Below are 14,690 nucleotides of genomic sequence, written 5' to 3'. Positions count from 1 at the left end.
TTGCAAGGAGCCGGGTTTACACACGGAACCCGGGGGGCGGGCGGATTTTGGTTCATGGGCCCCGAACTAGTCAAGGTCCCTCGAACTGTTGCAGGGCTCACCCCCATGAACTACAGTGCGTCACCCCCTGCAAGGAGTCAATCATGGACGAAGTCGGCACGCTCGTAAAAGAGCAATTGCGCGTTGGAAATCGCTTTACCCGCAATTTCCTTGACCAGGTCAAAAAGGCCTTGGACATCGAATCGGATTACGCGCTTGCAAAGCACCTTCGCGTTTCCAAATCGACCGTCAGCAATTACCAGAAGGGCATCACCGCGTTTAGCGATGACGTGTGCCATCGAGTTGCCGAGATTCTCGATATTGAACCCGCAATGGTCCTCGCGCTCATCGAGCTCGACCGGCACGCCGGTGCTAGCGCCAAGGAGCTGGCCACTCGTACGTGGATCGCCCGTGTCGTCATGGCTGCTGCCGGATCGAAGGGCGCAGGCGTGTCGCTGGCCGCATGCCTAGTCGCGCTCGGCCTAATCACCACCCCGCCTAATGCGGTTGCTGCAGTGACGGAATTGAAGCCGGCGAATTCGAGCGGTCTGTATACTCTGACAAGTAGCTGGACAAGCGCTGTCCAGGCTTTAGGACACTGACTTTCTGAAAAGGGATTTCAGTCTTGTTTCTACGGAGCTCACCGTTCTCGAGAGGTGGGTCAAAGGCTACGTTGACATCGTAGGCGGTCGCATTGCCTGTGTTATCGACGTGGATGTCAAAGTGCCGCATCGACCAGCGGTTCGGAGTGAGCGTCACAACCACATGGGGCTGGGCCGTTGCCTCAGCCATTCGTTCAGTTTCTCGAGCAAGCAGTTTGGTCACACGCCACAAAAAGAAGGTGGCAACTGCGGTAACAAGCGTTCCTACAGCGCCGACGCAGGCCACTATCAAGCTTGTCCAAGCAGGCACTTCGTTCATGGTGACGTCCCTGTGTCTGAGGCAACGTGCATTCAGCTCCCCGGGAAGCCACCGAGCTGGATCTGCGAGCGGATCTGGATCGGTGCCAACATTCGGTACTTCTGCATCACAGCGTTGTAGATGGGTTCTCCCTTCTGCGTCGACACTGTTACCACCAGCACATAGGGCAACGCTGTCGCAACACTGTTTGCCATCGCCAAGCCGTGATCCCGGGCCCCGTGATCCACGTCAAAGCATGCGTCGAGCAGTTCATGAGCTTCGAATTCGATGGTCTTGTGAAGCACGGTTTCCCACTTGTGGGCGTCCCGTCGCAGGTCTGACTCTATCGTGTAGCCCCCGCTGGAGAAAAACGGTGCACTGGAACCCTCTCCTCTTGGCCTGAACGTCACCGTAAGCCCATGCCGGGTGTAGTTAATCGGGTCTGCTGCGTCAATCGGTGATGTGAAGCAGAAGGTCGCGGAAATCACTAGCCCAACCCCGAGAGGAACCGGTGGCACAGGAACACCGATGCGCATCCGCCCGCCTGCGTCGATCGTTCCTTGGTACAGAACGCTCACCTGGTGGTCGCCACAGGTCAGCAACTCCTCTGGAGTCTCCGGAAATCGTCCCCAACCGACCTCTCGAGCGTCGTGACCACCAAAGCGGTCGGCACGATGGATCATCAAAGCGCGCAGCGCGGTCGCGCTCAAGGGCGTTTCTGCGATTGCTCGCGCCGCGGCGGCTACGCGCAAAACCAACGGTGCTGCGAAACTCGTTCCATGGACGCCGGTCAAGCCTCCTGCGAGCGGATTCCAAAGCACAAGAGGTGAACTCTTGGTGCCACCAAACGCCAATCCGTCTGGCTTGATCAATCCAGGAGAACGACCCGGACCGTAGCAGCTGTACGGTGCTCGGCCCCACATAAACAGCTCTCGCGAGTCCGAGGCGCCAACTGACAAGGCATTGACTGCATCAGCTGGTGGCTGAATCCGTCCCGCTCCGCTTGCTAAATCACCGTCGTTACCCACCGCTACCGTAACTAAAGTCCGGCCCTTTGCGAGCTGCTCGTCGAGCATAACGGTCCAAGCGTGCGGTTGGTCATCGTCAATACACAGCCGCGGGCCAAGCGAGAGGTTCGCAAAGTCTATGTTGCCTTGCGCCAAGATCGCTTTCACTCGATGCATGCAGTCGTACAGATCTACGTCGGCTTCGTTTGCACTGCCAAGCACTCGGTGGTGTTCGACATTGAAGTACGGACGAGGTAGCTTCCCATCGATCCGATCGGCGGGGCCGAACAGCAGCGCCGAAGTGACGTCAACGCCATGCAGCAAGTATTCTGCTGCGGTCTTGTCAAGCGCCGCTGGTACATGCTCGGTCGTCCAGCGTTCCAAGTCCTTCACGCCGAGCCCACCGTCGAAGACCACCACCTTGAGCGATGGATTCAGGCAGTCCTCGTTCGACAAGGCTGGCGCTGGACCGCCCTGTTGTGATCGCACGGTCGGTCGATGAAGTCGGAGTTTGGGCAGGCGCCGCACAGCCCGCAATGCGGTGAACTCCGCGAACTCCTTGAGTTTTTCTCGAGGGGCTACAGCGGGCATGAACACAAGCCCTTGAACGCCCAGAAGCTTGTTGCGCCCAATCGACGCCCCCAGGCGATCCGCATGACGAGAAAACTGCTGCAGCATGATCTCGTCCGTGGCCTCTCCGTGCAAGACCACCTCCAACTGAACCTGGCTGTCGTCGCCATCCAGATGAAGCAGCCGTTCAGAAGCCGTGAGTGGGCGTACCGCCTCCAGCTTGCAGAACTCGTTCTTGACGCCTTTGCCGGTGTTTTCCGAGATCAACATCTGCGCGAACTCTCGAAACGCCGCGCTTGTACCACTGAGGTAGAGCTCGGCCGTGAATTGCGGGCCGGACGTCGCCGTTGGGCGGTGATCTCGCGCGGGCACAACCTGTACTCCGCGGCTTCCCACCATTCGAAGCCCCGCGCGGCGAAACACAGCAGAAGGCAACCGAGTCTTGGCCAAGAACGCCGGGTGTACCGTCACCAAGCCAGTACCTTCAGCGCGCGGTTTGGCCTCCTCGGGGAGTTCATCTATGGCCTTCGCGATCGAATCCAGATCTTCGCGCAGTCGCGCGCGCGCTTGCTCGATCGTGTACGGGAACGTGGTTTTGCTGCTGCCAGACACCTCACGAGCGACCGCACCGGCTAGCACCTGTCCATTACCAATCAAGAGATTAGGTCCGGCCATCTTCCGCCTCCTTCAAACGGCTCACGGTTCGAATAACCGTGGTGTGGGAAACGCCAACCAAACTCGCGATCTCCCGAGCGGATTCACCGCGAAGGTGCCGCAGGAAAATCTTGGCATCTCGCCTAGCCGCGCGCTGCTCCCGCTCTGAGACGTCGTCGGCGCCTGCGAGGCTGCTGGCCCAGGAGATGAGCGTCTCTTCAAAGGGCGTCCCACTCAGGATCTGCTGCTTTCGGCTGGACTCCACAGCACGCATGAGAGAGGACATGTTTTGTCCCTCACTGAGCAAAGCCACGACCTGCGCCAACGAGAGAGGGATCTCCCGGCTGAGCAAAGCGCTTACGCGTTGCTCGTAGGCTGGCAACGGAAGGTTGACGGTTAGATCAAAGCGCCGCCAGACAGCAGGATCCAACAGCTCGCCGTGGTTGGTGGCAGCGACCAACAACGACAACGGTGACCAATCATCGATGGTTTGGAGAATGACCGTTACCAATCGCTTGAGCTCACCAACGTCGGCGTCGTCATCCCGTCGCTTGGCAATGGCATCGAACTCATCGAGCAGAAGGACGCAAGGCTCTCGCTGCGCATGCTCAAGCACCGCACGAAAATTGGCTCCTGTACGACCGAGAAAGCTGCTCATCACACTGGCCAAGTCGAGCGTGTAGAGAGGCAGTCCTAGCTGGGTGGCAAGCCAGGCCGCCGTCATCGTTTTGCCAACCCCAGGGGGGCCGCTCATGAGAACCGAGCGGATGGGCATCAAGCCCGCCGCCTCAAGGCGCTCGGCAGCATGCCGCTCCTTGATGACCTGCTCGATCTGTTGCTGCGCCTCGCCAGCAAGAACAGGCTCCGGTGCATGACTATCAGGCAACTGGACACGCACCAAAGGCAGCCTGGAGTCGGCATCGACCGGGGACGTGGCTGCAGGAGCAGTGCTCTTTCGAAGCGCGCGCGTGCCACTGACCAGCGGAGCGATGGACAGGGCCAGCTCCTCGTCACTGGCGCGCACCAGGCTGGCGAATCTCCTCACGCGCATCTCGAGCGCGGCGCCTCCCACCTTGACCGCATCCCGGAACAACTCCAGTAGTTCTTTCTGTGCCCGCTGTTCCATGCTCGTCACTTCTCTCTTTTGGCTCGCTTTTAACTGGAACAAATGATACATCAAGATTTACATGAATGTTCCAGATGAGTAAAAAAATATGGACTTCGAGCGTAAGTGATTGATTTAAAATGCGGTGTGATGAGTAAGGGCAAGTGTGACTTGGAACATTTCGGCGCGCGCCGGAGAGATCTGCTGTTTCAGCAATGCGCGGCGCGACTGTTGGCTTCGCACCCGGTATCGCGGCTGCAATCCCCGCTCGGACCGTCTTCCGGAGCGGCGATTTCGCTAAGGTTTGGGTGGCGCTGAGCCGGGGCGCAGCTTGCCGGGCGAGGATCCTGCGGATTTATGGCGAGGCGTCGACTTTCGCACCCCGATGAGTGAGGTGAGGTGCTCCACAGAGGCCTTCAGCCCGGCGACTTGCGTCACGGCGGCGGCGACTTCAGCGGCCTTACTCTCGTCGAGAGCCCGGAGATCCGCCAGTCGTTGCCGGGTCACCAGCTCAGCCTCTGCCAGGGCAAGACGCGTCTGCAAGCCTTCTTCGCGCTGGCGCGCTACCTCCAATTGCTGGCGCGCCTGCCTCTGAGAGGTCGCCTCCGCTTCCCGCGCCGCATCGGCGGTCTTCTGAAGCGCTTCAGCCTGCCGCTCGGCCTTCGCCCGAGCGGTGCGCTCGCGCTCGAGCTCCATCGCGACACGGCGGTCTGCCGCGTCGGCACGATCGATGGCGGCTACGAGTTGCTGCTTGAGTTCTGCGATCTGCCCGGCGGCGCGCTGGCGTTCTTCGATTAGCCGCGCCGTCTCGAGCGCAAGTGCGGCGCGGACCTCCTGGAGCCGGGCGCGCTCGGCCGCCAGTTCTTCGTGCACTTGCCGAAGCACCTGAGCCTGCTCGACCAGCTCGCCCTGTAGCTTGCTCGCCTTGGCGCTTGCTTCGAAAGCAGCAGCACCAGCGATCTCGGCGCGCTCCTTCTCGGATTCGACGTTGGCCACGGCGTCTGCTAGGCCCTCGCGCAGCCTTTCCTCGAAATCCCCCCTCGTGTGCGCGAGGGCGGTCTCCCAAAAATGCCGGGCGGCCTGCAGCACCGGGTCGGGCACGCCAACAGGCGCTGCGAAGGCACCCGGGTCCTGTAGGCGCGCGCCCAGGTGCTTGAACCACTGCTCCAGCAGCGGCCCGACAGTGTTCGGGGAGCCGCTGCCCAGGTGCTGGCGCACGCGCTCGATGGTGGGCTTTTCTCCCGCGAGCAGCACGGCATCGGCCGCGGCCCAGACGTCTTCACGCTGCACCCCTCGCGGTCGGCGGATCTCGTCTTCGTTGACGCTCGAACTTTTCATTTGTATCGCCCTGCCCCAGGGTTTAAATTACCCACGATAAAAGAATGTTATCGTGACTTATCGGCTTGATTTGTACGATTTAACACGTAGTACATATCAAATATCTCACTAAACCGACCTGAGCACAACATGCCGCTGCCCACCCTCCTCAAGACCCCCGCCCTGGCGCCGCATGAGCTGAGCGCCGTGGCCGAGCAAGCCGTCGCGGAGCTGCTGCGCGAGGGCGAGTCCGCCAACACCCAGCGCAGTTATCAGGGCGCGCTGCGCTACTGGGCCGCCTGGTACGCGATGCGCTACGGTGAGCCCATCGCACTGCCGCTGCCCGCGGCCTGCGTGCTGCAGTTCATCGTCGATCACGCGCAGCGCACGACCCCCAAAGGCCTGGTGCACGAGCTGCCGCTCGAGATCGACCAGGCGCTTGTCAGCAGCGGCTTCAAGGGAAAACTCGGGCCCCTGGCCAACAATACGCTCGTGCACCGCGTCGCGGTGCTCTCCAAGGCCCACCAGGTCAAGGAGCTGAAAAACCCCTGCCGCGACCCCAAGGTGCGCGAGCTGCTTTCGCGCACGCGCAAGGCCTACGCCAAGCGTGGCGAGCTGCCGCAAAAGAAGGACGCGCTGACCAAGGATCCGCTGAAGTTGCTGCTGGCCACCTGCGATGATTCGCTGCGGGGCAAACGCGACCGCGCCCTCCTCCTTTTCGCGTGGGCCAGCGGCGGGCGGCGTCGTTCAGAGGTGGCGGCAGCCGACATGAAGTTCTTGAAGAAGATTGGGCCGGGGGAGTTTTCCTACGAGCTCGCGCATTCCAAAACGAACCAGAGCGGCGCTGATCGGCCCGAGAACCACAAGCCGGTGGCCGGCGCCGCAGGGGAGGCCTTGCAGGCGTGGCTGGAGGCGAGTCACATTCGAGAAGGCGCCCTCTTCCGCCGCGTGCTCAAAGGCGGCAAGCTTGGCGCGGCGCTCTCGGCGCCCGCGGTGCGCGATATCGTCAACATGCGCTGCATCTTGGCGGGCTTGGATGGTGCCTTCTCGGCACACTCCCTTCGCTCGGGCTTCGTCACCGAGGCCATGGCGCATCAGCTGCCGCTCTCCGAGACCATGGCCATGACGGGTCACCGCAGCGCGGGCAGTGTGCTCGCGTACGCACGGGTTCGCGACGCCTTACTCTTTCACGCCCGCGCGCTCTTCGACGTCAGTCCGGCCGCCGAGGACGGTGCCAGCGCACACCCTTCAACAAAGATGGTTTGAGACGCATCGGAGGCAGGCTGGCGCTCATTTTTTCTGCCGCTCCTGGCAATCCACCTCAGCAGGTGTCTGAACTGTTGTAAGCGTCCAGCCAACCCAGCTTGACGCGATGGTCTGACTTCAGCGCAGCTTGCGGATCGCCATGTTGGCCGCGTTGATGCTGAAGGCTTGTGGGTCGAACGGTCCGCCCCACCAGCGCCAGTAGTCGGCATGCTGCTCGTGCTTCGGTTCGCGCATGGCCTGCAGGAACTCCATGTAGCCCGGTGGTCCGCCCACATCTTCGGGCGGGCAGGCGTTCTCGCCGGCCAGGCACATCGGCCAGTCGTTGCGCCCGGCTTGAACCGGCAGACGTTCCTCCACCGTGATCCGGTGATCCCAGCCATCGCCGAAGTCGTAGCTGTAGTCGAAGGCCCTGACCTGCTCGCCCAGCACCTGGCCGATGGTGAACTTGCGCTCATCGAGCATCTGGTTGCTGCCGACCCAATCCTCGTCGGGAACGCCGTAGCGCTGCTGCCCGATGCGCCAGTCGTGCAGGTGGCTGTTGGTCCAGCCCATGGCGGCTTGCACGATCCGATCGAGTTTGGAGAGCTTGAGCGTCTCGGGCACGAGGATGCGCCGCCAGATCAGCGGCTCGATGTGCTGCAGCTCGATGCGCAGTTGGTAGACGGTGTGGGCCTGGACGCGCTGGAACTTGGTGCTCATGCCGCCAGTGTCGCAGCCTCAGGCGGGGTACTCTGCCAGCGATGCGGCAGCAGTTCGCCGATCTGGCTGGCCCGCTGCAGCGGCAGGCGTGTCATCACATCGCGCAGGTAGGCGTAAGGGTCGTGCCCGTTCATGCGCGCCGACTGGATCAGGCTCATGACGGCCGCAGCGCGTTGGCCGGCGCGCAAGCTGCCAGCGAACAGCCAGTTGTTGCGCCCGATGGCGATCGGTCGGATCTGGTTCTCGATCCAGTTGTTGTCGACTGGCAGTTGCCCGTCGCCTGCGAAGCGCACGAGCGCGGCCCAGCGTTTGAGGCTGTAGTCCAGCGCCTTGGCCGTTGCCGAGCCGTCGGGCACTTTGCGCCGCTGCAACGCCATCCACGCGTGCAGGGCGTCAAGGATCGGACGGGTCTTGTCCTGGCGGATTGCCAGGCGCTGCTCGGCGTTGAATTCCTTGACCTCGCGCTCGATCTCGTAGATCTGCGCGAACTGCTGCAGCGCTGCCGCGGCGATCTGGCTCTGGTTGGCCGCGTGCAGGTCGAATAACTTGCGCAGCGCGTGGGCCAGGCAGCCCACCTCGGTGACGCCGTTGGCGAATAGGGCCTTGTAGCTAGTCAAATGACGTCTCGCGCTCTTAGGATGCTTTCCATCGGAGGCAAAACCTTGTGCTCATGGGCGGGGCGCCTCGATCGGACTCGAGCTTGGCGCCCATTTGCTCGGCCAAGCGCTCTACCAAGCGCAACCCCAGGCCAAGTCCACCGCTTTCGGCCTTGTGATGCGCCGTGTGAAGACGCTTGCCGTCGTCGCTCACCGAAACACCCCTTTCGTCGGTGGTTTGCCACACGGTGACGACCACCTGCGATCCCTGAGGTGTGTGGCGCAAGGCATTGTCAAGCAGGTTGCGCAGTGCCAACTCCAGCAACAGCGGTTGAACGTTCAAGACCACCGGTTCGATCGGTGCTTGCAAAGAGAGTTCATGGCCGCTTTCGTGAGCGGCTGGCGCATGCGAGGCAATCAGTTTTTCAGCCAGTTCGCCCAGCACAACCGTTTCCATTCCTTGCGATCCCGCCCCCACAACGGTCCCGCGCTGCGCCCGGGCCAGCTCCAGCAACTGGAAAAGAATACGGCCTGCGCGCAGAGCTTCCTGCTCAAGTTGCACCAGCCGTTCGGTTGTGGGCTCATTTCGCGCCGCAGCAGCTTGCAACGTCAAGGCAGCCAGTGGGGTTCTGAGCTCGTGGGCCACATCAGACGCGAACTCGCGTTCCCGCTGCGCACGTGCCTGCAATGTGTCGACCAGTGCGTTGATCGCTGCCACTGTGCTGTAGAACTCCCGATAGCGCTGGTGCGTATCCAGCCGTTGACCAGCGAATCCGTCCAGAGCTGCCACTTCGCTGGAGAGCTGATCAAGTGGCCGCAGCCCTCTGCGTATCGCCCACCGCAGCAAGAGTGCAACTAGCGGCAACACCAGCAGAGCCGACTCGGCAATGTGTTCAGCAATGTCCTTGCCTAGCTCAAACCGTCGTTTGAGATCCACAAGCACGAGTACCCTCCGCGTGTGCTGCCGGTCTTGCTGGACTTGGATAGAAAAGGAACGCCAATCGTCGACGGATCCTTTGCGGTCGAGCCGCAGCGTTGCAAACCCATCTCCGGGGAGCGTTGATTGCTGCAGGCTCTTCGCCAAATCATGGGTATCAGTGACAAGACGTCCATTCACCCAGGCAACGACCGCCATATCCTGCAGATACTCGTGCTGCAGCGCGGGCGCATCGGTGGCTGCGTGCGGTTCCAGATGGTCTAGCGTGGCGGTCAACCAGAGTTTGGCCACAGAGACCATTTGCCCATCGCCGAACTGACGCGCTTCCCGAAAGGCGGTGGACCAGGTGAATGCGATGAGAGTTAACCAGACGGCCACAAGAACGCCCAAAGCCCAGGCCAGTAGGTAGCTGCGCAGCGTACGCACCTTTGACACTTGGACCTTGTCGCTCAACCGGATACCTTGTCGTCGGACACGGAGGCGTCTTGTGGCACAAAGTAGCCAACGCCGCGCACGGTCTTGATCAACGATTCGCCCAGTTTTCGGCGCAGGTGATGAATATGGACCTCGATGGCGTTACTCTCCAGCCCTTCCCCAAAGCCATAGAGCGCTGCCTCCAGCCTTGATCTGGACAAGACTTGGGGTCGCGCCTGCAGCAGCGCGAGCAACAAAGCGAACTCCTTGCCGCCCAGGGAAACTACCTGACCCGATCGCCTCACGGTACGCGTCGCCGGGTCGATTACCAATGCTCCACACTCGATCAGCGGGCTGGCGCGTCCTCGCGCTCGGCGCAACATGGCCCTGAGTCTGGCAAGCAGTTCGTTGACGTCGAAGGGCTTGATGATGTAGTCGTCCGCACCACTGTCAAGGCCATCAATGCGATCACTCACGCCATCCCGAGCAGTCATGATCAACACAGGCAAATTTCTATCCGGCAGAGGGGCGCGGGCTGGCTCGGAATCAGGCTGCCGTCTCAAACGTGCAAGCAAATCCAGGCCCTCTCCATCAGGCAGCCCAAGATCGAGCAGTACCACATCGAATGGCTCTAGACGAAGCGCGTGCCATGCCGCGTCGCGCGTGCCGCAGACATCGACCGCATACCCCACCTGCCACAACGAGGCCAGCAGGCCGGCAGCGGTACCAGGATCGTCCTCCACTACGAGTGCACGCATTCTCAAGAATCGGATATCAGAAGCACACTCTTGTGATTATGCGCGTTCACCTTAGCGCATGCTTAAGGTTAATTTAATCTGAACTCTGCACAGTGCGCTGCCATGCACGCACTGAACCGCACCCTGCGCGGGACCGCTCAAGCGCTTCGACCACTTCTCGTTCCAATGGTCAGCATGCTTGCGGTGCTGTGGTTGTCACGTATCGTAATGGCATGGTGGCAGGCCGATCGCATCACCCAGGCCGATGCTTGGTCGCACGTCTGGCTTCAAGGCTTTCGCTTCGACGCCGTCGTCATGGGGATGATCTGGGTATTTCCAGCAGCTCTCACGCCCTTGATGGCCTTGTCGCACCCGACACAGCGTTTCTGGACAAGCGCTCTGCGCTGGTATGGCGGCTTCATGCTGCTGGCCGTGAGTTTTATGGAAATGTCCACGCCGGCGTTCGTCGCCCAGTTCGACAGCCGACCCAACTACCTCTTTGTGGAGTACCTCGGTTATGCCAAGGAGGTGGGAGGAACCTTGGTCAAAGACTACAGTGCGCACCTTCTGGCTGCCACGGTGGGATTGCCCTTGCTGGTCTGGGGCTACGCGCGGCTCAGCCGCCTGCCGGCTCGAGGCCGTGGAAAACTCAACATCTGGCAGGCGGCGCCGTTGTCACTGTTGCTCTTGGCCACTCTAGCGTTGGGGGCGCGAGGCGCAATGGGCCATCGAGCGGCGAATCCGGCCACTGTGGCTGTAACCACAGATCACTTGGTCAACGAGATGCCATTGAGTTCGCTCTACACCGTGATGTACGCGCTGTACCAATCGCGCAAGAGCGAGGAAGGCGGCATCACTTACGCAGAAATGCAGCACGATCGCGTGATCGACATTGTCAGGCGAGAAAGCGGCGTGCCACCAGAGGCCTTTGTGAAGGGAGCTTCGCCCATGCGTCACCAGCAGATCAGCCGCCATCCCCGTGCTCGCCCACTCAATCTCGTGATCGTACTTGAGGAAAGCCTGGGTGCGGAGTTTGTCGGCCGCCTTGGCGGCTTGCCATTGACGCCCAACCTTGATCGGTTGGCCAATGAGGGGATCTGGTTCGACAACCTGTATTCGACCGGCACACGATCTGTGCGCGGTATCGAGGCGGTGGTCGCGGGATTTCCGCCAACTTCTGCGGTAAGTACGGTCAAGCTGGCGAAATCGCAACGCGATTTCTTCACCCTTGCGAGTTTCCTTAAGAAGCACGGATACGAGTCCACCTTCTTCTATGGTGGCGAATCGCACTTCGATAACATGCGCAGCTATTTCATGGGTAACGGGTTCGATCAGGTGATCGAGCAAAAGGATATGCCCCCCGAAGCCTTTATTGGCACTTGGGGTGCCTCTGATGGAGACCTTTTTGAAGTCGCACATCGGCGTTTTCTGAAGCAATCCGCCGACAAACCCTTCTTTGCACTGGTGTTCAGTTCGTCAAATCACTCGCCGTTCGAGTACCCAGAAGGCGGGTTCGAGTTGTACGAGCAGCCCAAGGGGACGGTGAACAATGCCGTGAAGTATGCTGATCATGCACTCGGAGAATTTTTCGAGAAAGCGAAGCGCTCAGCTTACTGGAGCAACACATTGTTCCTTGTAGTAGCAGATCACAATTCGAGGGTTTACGGCCCTTCCGTGATACCGATCGAGCGCTTTCACATCCCTGGCCTTATCCTGGGGGGGGCCATCACCGCACCGGATCGTATCAAGAGCGTCGCAAGCCAGATCGATCTGGCGCCCACGCTGATTTCGTTGATGGGTGTCAGCGGCGAGCATCCCCTGATCGGACGCGATCTGAGCGACCCTGTGCAGCGCGCACGACCGGGACGCGCCATCATGCAGTTCGACAAGATCCAAGCCTACATGGAAGGTACCGATGTCGCGGTGCTGCAGCCCGACAGACCACCGCGTGTGATGCGGTACTCAGATGGAATTCTTCAAGATAACAAGACCCCCAACCCGGGTTTGGTGGAGATGGCACAGGCCCATGCCCGCTACGCTCAATGGGCATACCAGAGGCAATGGCATCGCTAAAGTCGACGCTGGGATACGCAAGGTAACTTGTGGGATCAACGCCCTGGCCATGCAAGTCTGTAAAACCCTTTCATGCGTTGAAGAACCGCCAAAATGCGGTCATCCAAAGACTGGCACACAAAGTCAAGCTCAGAAAAACTGCAGCACTGCCCAAATCCTTCGCTCGCTTAGAAAGCTCGTTCCATTCGAGACCGATTCGATCAACGATCACCTCCAGACCGGTGTTGAGAACCTCGACCACAAGTACAGCGACGCAAGCCGCGATCAACATTGCCGACTCCACCCAAGTTTTGCCTAGCCAGCAAGCCAAAGGAATCATGACGGCCGACAAGATGACCTCTTGTCGGAATGCTGCCTCGCGCCATGCCGACCGAAGGCCGGCGTGAGAGTGCAGTGCTGTATGCCAAACGCGTTCAAGTCCGCGTCGTTTAGTCAGGTGTTGATTGTCATTTGGCATCATGAGGTTTCTGGACATCGCATTACTTCTGGTGCTCGATGACTGCGTGGCTGGATAGGTTGAGCGCAGCTTTTGGCAGCACCTGAGCACATGGCCAGGAGGAAGTGAGTAGGTGGAAGATGGATATGGAAACGACAGGGACACTCAATTCCTGCAAGATGCAAGTATGTCCTTGGCTGGATTGATATCGCTGCTGCTTAACCGGAGAAGACCGCTGATGGTGTGAAAGACGTTGTCGTGGCTCCAAGGCTTTGCACCAAGTGATTTCAAGCATGACATCTGGACGTCAAGAAACTTCCGCATGCCCGGGGAAGTCCACAAGAGCATGGGCACCCGTTTTTGCACGTCCGGCGCCAGCGACCAAGGCATGCCGTGCAGGTAGATACCCTTCTCACCCAAAGACTCGCCGTGATCTGACACGTAGAACAGGGCAACCGGCCTCTCCTGTCGCTTAAGCCATGTCACCGTGCTGGCGAGGAGTTCATCGGTCTCTTTGATTGCGTTGTCATAGGCATTGACGATCGTCTGCGGATCACAACTGGCTAGCGCGTTCGTTTCACACTCTGGAAGAAAAGTCTTTCGAGCCGGATCTGAACGAAGGAAATACGACGGGCCATGGTTGCCCATTTGGTGCATCACCAGAAGTGAGCCCCGCGCATCTCGAATCGAATCGATGGCAGCAGCGGCCTTGGGAAGTGCCTGCAGAAATGTAGCGTCGGGGCATTCACTTCCACGGCATGCTTCAGGAGGTACCAACGAACTGACGAAGGCGTTGGGGACACGATCGCAGACCCCTTTACAGCCAGCCTGGTTGTCCAGCCAGTAAACGCCCAGACCAGCGCGTTGAACCAAGTCCATCAGGCTTTCTTCGGGTTGCTTTGCGAGACCGGAGCGACCCAGGCGGGAAAACATGCAAGGCACAGACACCTGTGTGCTTGTGCCGCACGACTCAACAGATGAAAAATAGATCAGATCACCCTCGTCGCGAAGAGCCTCCAAGCGAGGCGTGGTTTGACGTCCATATCCGTTGAGCCCAAAGTTGGCAGCGCGGACCGTCTCACCCACCACCAGGACCACCAGCGGCGATCCACTCCCGTTGAAAGTGCCTATCTCGCTCTTTGCGTCAAGGCCAACAGGTCGCAGCGGCTGCACAGCCTTGGCTGTTTCTCCGAAGCCCTGAACAACGATGCCATAAACGCTATTGAATGGATTGATCATGTAGCGAATAGATTTGTGATTTCGCATCAAGGCGGAGATACCTTGAAATCCAAGAAAAAGTGCTGTCGCGAGCACGATTGACCCAATGAGCACAGCGATACAACGTTGCCATAGATGACGCCAAGGCGCTACAGGTCTTATCGGTGCTCGCCACCACCATATTGACGGCAGAAAAGCGCCGAAGAGCAGCGCGAACACCAAGCTCCAGCTCATCAACCCCTGAGCCTCAAGCAGATCAGTATGAAAGACGTTGGCAACCATGGTGGGATCAACCACGACGCCGTATGCGACCATGAAGTAGCTGGCAGTGGCCGACAGGATCAACAGGAGGACACCAAGCACGCGACGCCAAGGTCCCCACATAAAAAGCCATAGCACGATCACCATAGCGGACGTCAATATCGTTCCCAAGGCGCCGATAACGTGCAGACCACCAGGTTGCTGGGTGTCTGGCGTCGAGAGCACCGCGCGCCACAGCGGTAAGTTCCCCACGGTCGTGATCCATAGCGCCAGAAATGCTTCATGGCTCAAAGGATGCCAATTGTTGTTGTGATCTGAGGGGGCAAAGCGCATGAGTCGGCCCTGAAATATTCGTTTTCAGCCAGCGGTCAGTCGTGGTGCCGGCTCTCTGATTGCGTTGACGGCGAGGTTGCGCAGCATGCGAGGCCAGTTGGGCGATAGGGCTGCGGCTTGGCACAGGC

Annotated in this window: 11 protein-coding genes and 1 pseudogene; 3 read left to right on the top strand and 9 right to left on the bottom strand. The window is 60.0% G+C overall.

Annotation, left to right across the window (positions count from 1 at the left end; translation table 11 throughout):
- The first annotated feature begins 143 nt into the window (after positions 1 to 143).
- Positions 144 to 641, top strand: a complete 498-nt coding sequence (locus tag M3149_RS19945) for a helix-turn-helix domain-containing protein (RefSeq protein WP_251711198.1) — start codon at positions 144 to 146, stop codon at positions 639 to 641.
- A 351-nt stretch (positions 642 to 992) separates the two neighbouring features.
- On the opposite strand, the gene M3149_RS19940 is transcribed toward M3149_RS19945, so the two are convergent.
- The 3 genes from M3149_RS19940 to M3149_RS19930 form a co-directional block, all read right to left on the bottom strand.
- A complete protein-coding gene (locus tag M3149_RS19940; RefSeq protein ID WP_251711197.1) occupies positions 993 to 3,191 on the bottom strand; it encodes a S8 family peptidase in 2,199 nt (732 codons plus the stop codon).
- Positions 3,178 to 4,347, bottom strand: coding sequence for an AAA family ATPase (locus M3149_RS19935; protein WP_251711196.1), 1,170 nt, complete (start codon positions 4,345 to 4,347; stop codon positions 3,178 to 3,180). Before M3149_RS19935 ends, M3149_RS19940 begins: the two co-directional genes overlap by 14 nt.
- A gap of 225 nt (positions 4,348 to 4,572) precedes the next feature.
- Positions 4,573 to 5,613, bottom strand: a complete 1,041-nt coding sequence (locus M3149_RS19930; RefSeq protein ID WP_251711195.1) for a DNA-binding protein — start codon at positions 5,611 to 5,613, stop codon at positions 4,573 to 4,575.
- Between the two features lie 129 nt (positions 5,614 to 5,742).
- On the opposite strand from M3149_RS19930, the gene M3149_RS19925 reads away from it, so the two are divergent.
- The gene (locus M3149_RS19925; protein ID WP_251711194.1) at positions 5,743 to 6,858 is read left to right on the top strand and encodes a site-specific integrase; all 1,116 of its coding nucleotides are present in this window, start codon (positions 5,743 to 5,745) and stop codon (positions 6,856 to 6,858) included.
- Positions 6,859 to 6,975: 117 nt separating this feature from the next.
- On the opposite strand, the gene M3149_RS19920 is transcribed toward M3149_RS19925, so the two are convergent.
- The 4 genes and pseudogenes from M3149_RS19920 to M3149_RS19905 form a co-directional block, all read right to left on the bottom strand.
- Positions 6,976 to 7,557, bottom strand: a complete 582-nt coding sequence (locus M3149_RS19920; protein WP_251711193.1) for a plasmid pRiA4b ORF-3 family protein — start codon at positions 7,555 to 7,557, stop codon at positions 6,976 to 6,978.
- Positions 7,554 to 8,165 (bottom strand): annotated as a pseudogene (tnpC, locus tag M3149_RS19915) (IS66 family transposase); the annotation flags it as partial. The gene M3149_RS19920 and the pseudogene tnpC, both read right to left, overlap by 4 nt.
- A 25-nt stretch (positions 8,166 to 8,190) precedes the next feature.
- Positions 8,191 to 9,543 (bottom strand): ATP-binding protein, encoded by a 1,353-nt coding sequence (locus M3149_RS19910; protein ID WP_251711192.1) that lies wholly within the window; start codon positions 9,541 to 9,543, stop codon positions 8,191 to 8,193.
- Positions 9,540 to 10,262: a response regulator gene (locus M3149_RS19905; RefSeq protein WP_251711249.1), complete on the bottom strand. Its 723-nt coding sequence runs from the start codon at positions 10,260 to 10,262 to the stop codon at positions 9,540 to 9,542. The genes M3149_RS19910 and M3149_RS19905 overlap by 4 nt, the downstream gene beginning before the upstream one ends.
- A gap of 102 nt (positions 10,263 to 10,364) precedes the next feature.
- Here M3149_RS19905 and M3149_RS19900 point away from each other — a divergent pair, with 102 nt between their 5' ends.
- A complete protein-coding gene (locus M3149_RS19900) occupies positions 10,365 to 12,314 on the top strand; it encodes an LTA synthase family protein (protein ID WP_251711191.1) in 1,950 nt (649 codons plus the stop codon).
- A gap of 70 nt (positions 12,315 to 12,384) precedes the next feature.
- Here M3149_RS19900 and M3149_RS19895 read toward each other — a convergent pair whose 3' ends face one another.
- Entirely contained in the window at positions 12,385 to 12,789 is a 405-nt protein-coding gene (locus M3149_RS19895) for a diacylglycerol kinase (protein ID WP_251711190.1), read from the bottom strand.
- A 126-nt stretch (positions 12,790 to 12,915) separates the two neighbouring features.
- Positions 12,916 to 14,562: a phosphoethanolamine transferase gene (locus M3149_RS19890; protein ID WP_251711189.1), complete on the bottom strand. Its 1,647-nt coding sequence runs from the start codon at positions 14,560 to 14,562 to the stop codon at positions 12,916 to 12,918.
- Positions 14,563 to 14,690: the final 128 nt, after the last annotated feature.

The organism is Hydrogenophaga intermedia (assembly GCF_023715105.1).
Taxonomy (GTDB): Bacteria; Pseudomonadota; Gammaproteobacteria; order Burkholderiales; family Burkholderiaceae_C; genus Hydrogenophaga; species Hydrogenophaga intermedia_A.
This window is presented reverse-complemented; position numbering and strand designations above follow the sequence as displayed.